The organism is uncultured Succinivibrio sp., from assembly GCF_902756765.1.
In the GTDB taxonomy this organism is placed as follows: Bacteria; Pseudomonadota; Gammaproteobacteria; order Enterobacterales; family Succinivibrionaceae; genus Succinivibrio.
The window spans coordinates 1-2904 of sequence record NZ_CACVSS010000159.1 but is presented as its reverse complement, the minus strand read 5'-3'; the positions used below and the strand labels follow the sequence as shown (position 1 = coordinate 2904).

The window sequence follows — 2904 nt, the reverse complement described above, 5'->3', positions numbered from 1 at the left end:
TATGTCCTGCCGTTCAGGCAGGACTCTGCCTTAAGCTGCTCTCTGTTTCTTTTTTAGCTGGGATATAACCAGCCCCCCAATAGCCAGTGTCATACCGATGGCACTGTAGATATTGAATTTCTCATCCAGAATAAAGACTGCGCCAATAGCAGTTACCACCGGAATACCGTAGATATAAACGTTGGTTTTCATAGAACCTATGTATTCAATGGATTTTGACCACAGAAAGAAGCTTAAAGATGAGGCCAGGAGGGCAAGGAAACCGTAATTTATAAGATTAATCGGCTCTATAAGTCGGTCTGCCTTGATGCTGTAATCTTCAAACATTAAAGGTAAGGTCAGTACAACCGAGTAGAAGAAGGATTTTGCGGTAATGGTAAAGCTTGAGATGTGCATTCTCTGCAGTTTGACAACAAATAAGTTGTAAAAACCCCAGACCACGGCACTGCCGATTGCCATCAGATCTCCTATTGGATTGATATTCATGGACATTGAGCCGAATGACAGGAAGAAGATGCCAATAATAGCTACCACAAAGCCGATGAAGAAGTTTAAGTTTGGCTTGTCCTTATCCAGAAAATAGTTCAAAAGCCCCACAAAGAATGGAGAGGTTGAGACAATCAGACTGGCATTGGCTGCGTTTGTGTATATGAGCGCGTTGTTCTCAAAGACAAAATAAAGGGTGATGCCAAAGAAGCCCACCAGAGCAGAATAAAGCTCCACTTTCCAGGAAATGAACTTCAGCGACTTAGGGCACACCACAAACAGTGCTAGGGTTGCAAGTAAGAATCTGTCAAACAGGATCTCTACCGGAGTAAAGTCTCTGAGCAGAATCTTGCTGCTGACAAAGGTAAGTCCCCATACAACGATGATGAAAATGGCATATAGGTGCCCGATTATTATTTTAGATGTCATAAGATTAACCTGTTATTCGAGATGTTATTGTAACATGCCGGCAGGCTGTTATGAGCAGAGGCCTTTAATGGAGGCAAAAGGCGACTTAGAGAGAACTCCTCTCTTTTAGATATGCTGTAAGTTCCGCCGATGCGGTACGCTGTCCGCGAACTGCTTTTACACCTAGCTCGCGCATCTTGCTGATGGGGCATAATCCATGAGGAATTTCCTTTAGAACCTTAAGTTTCACCGCCTTTTTCATAGTTAGGTTCTGATCCTGATACTCGTAAGGAATATCAGTCTGCAGCACCTCACACACAAAGCGGATTTCAGAGTGAGGACTAGTAACATATATGTAGGCTATATCACCTGCGGTGAGTCTTGAGCTCTGTTTCCAGACTACTTCACTGCTGGAGGAAAAATACTCAATCACATTGAAGAACTCTGGATTTGCAGGAATAATCCAGTGCTCTTTCTTTCCTTTAGCTCTGGCTTTGCCGCCAACTGCAAAGGTACGGCTTTTGTCGATAAGGGTGAGAATGAACTCATCCTCTAAGGAATCATCGAGAATAATACTGATCCAGTGAGCGCGGTTCATGTGATACCCAGGATATATGCCTCTTATCTTCAGAAGATCCTGCTCTGAGTTCTCTTCAATCTTAAGGTTAAGCACTTCAACGATTTCGTCTTTCTGTCTGCCGGTACACTCTTTGTCTACCAGAGCGCGCTTAAGATTCATGATCAGAGCATACCACTTTCTGTTTGCAGGATATCTGAAGACTCCATAGGTTGGAAGTTTTGCAAAAGGATAGTCTGGTTTCTCCTGATATTGACACTCAATACTGAGTGTTAGACGATTGGACTGAGGCTTGAGGAAAGGATTGGTTCGAAAGCAGGCTGCGGCAATATCTTTAAGAATTAAGGTATAGGCTTTTCTTACTTTTGCTACATAGGCGCCGCTCTGATTTTCCACATGGAGCAGGATATATTCCTCATCAGTTCCGTTATCGATAACCTTGCCTGACACTACTCCGCCTGAAGTGATTATAACCTGCGCCTTAAAGGCTCCTTTAAGAAAATCTTTGGTATAGAGGTAGCCTTTATTGGTCTTTTGAAAACCGTATGGTATGAGCGCGGACTCAATTACCGTTTTTCTCTCAAAGATTTTGCTTTCCAGCTCCATGATAAGGCACCTGCTTTTGTGTACTGTCTTTGTGTGATCCTAGCAGATTAGAGTCGGTATGTTACATTTGAGGAGGAATTAATACAAAAGCTGCTGGCCTGTATACCAGCAGAAAAGGCCTGAATAGAGATTATTAAGGATGTTTTTTCAGATAGTCTTCAAATTCAGGTGTTCTTGACCAGTATTTTATGCCCCAGTTTTCAAAATTCCACTCCTCCATGTAGGAGTTGCACTCGTAGTCCACGTAGTAGATTAGACCGTTTCTGACCACAAAGTTGGTTGGAAAATAATCTATGTTAAGGCCACTGCTTTGGGCATTGGCTGCCATCTCTCGTATCTGCGGCAGATATTCTGCAACACTGAGATTTGCTTTTACTCTGTCGTAAATGGTATCACCTTCAATGTATTCCTTGAGGATACGTTCGTTTTCAACATCAAGATCAACCATACTAGGAATTCTGATACCTGCATTTTTCAGACGTTCATAGTCGTTTCTCTCGGCTTCGATCTTGTTGCCAAAAGTGTAATAGTCGCAAGGCTCATGGTGTATCTGTTTGAGGACAAACTTCTGATGATCACTGTCCTCTGCAAGGTAGGAATAACCGCCTTTGCCATGACCTAATAGTTTTGTAATGGAGTAGTTTTTTCCGTTTACACTTATATTTTCCATGATCGTCTCACGTTTAATCTACAGAAAAGGATAGAGGTATTTTAGGATCGAAAATGGAGTAAATCTTACAGAAAAAATTGCACGGAATTAGCTTTTTGGCAAAGATGGATATAGCCAACTGAAACAAATCAGAAGGCTTTTCAAATGATTATTATTT

Annotated in this window: 3 protein-coding genes; all 3 read right to left on the bottom strand. The window is 42.0% G+C overall.

Annotated elements, in window-relative coordinates:
- Nucleotides 1-30 precede the first annotated feature (30 nt).
- A complete protein-coding gene (locus QZU45_RS11885; protein WP_295355568.1) occupies nt 31-915 on the bottom strand; it encodes a DMT family transporter in 885 nt (294 codons plus the stop codon).
- Nucleotides 916-1000: 85 nt separating this feature from the next.
- A complete protein-coding gene (locus tag QZU45_RS11880) occupies nt 1001-2077 on the bottom strand; it encodes an MmcQ/YjbR family DNA-binding protein (protein ID WP_295355566.1) in 1077 nt (358 codons plus the stop codon).
- Nucleotides 2078-2210: 133 nt separating this feature from the next.
- Nucleotides 2211-2747, bottom strand: coding sequence for a hypothetical protein (locus tag QZU45_RS11875; protein WP_295355564.1), 537 nt, complete (start codon nt 2745-2747; stop codon nt 2211-2213).
- Nucleotides 2748-2904: the final 157 nt, after the last annotated feature.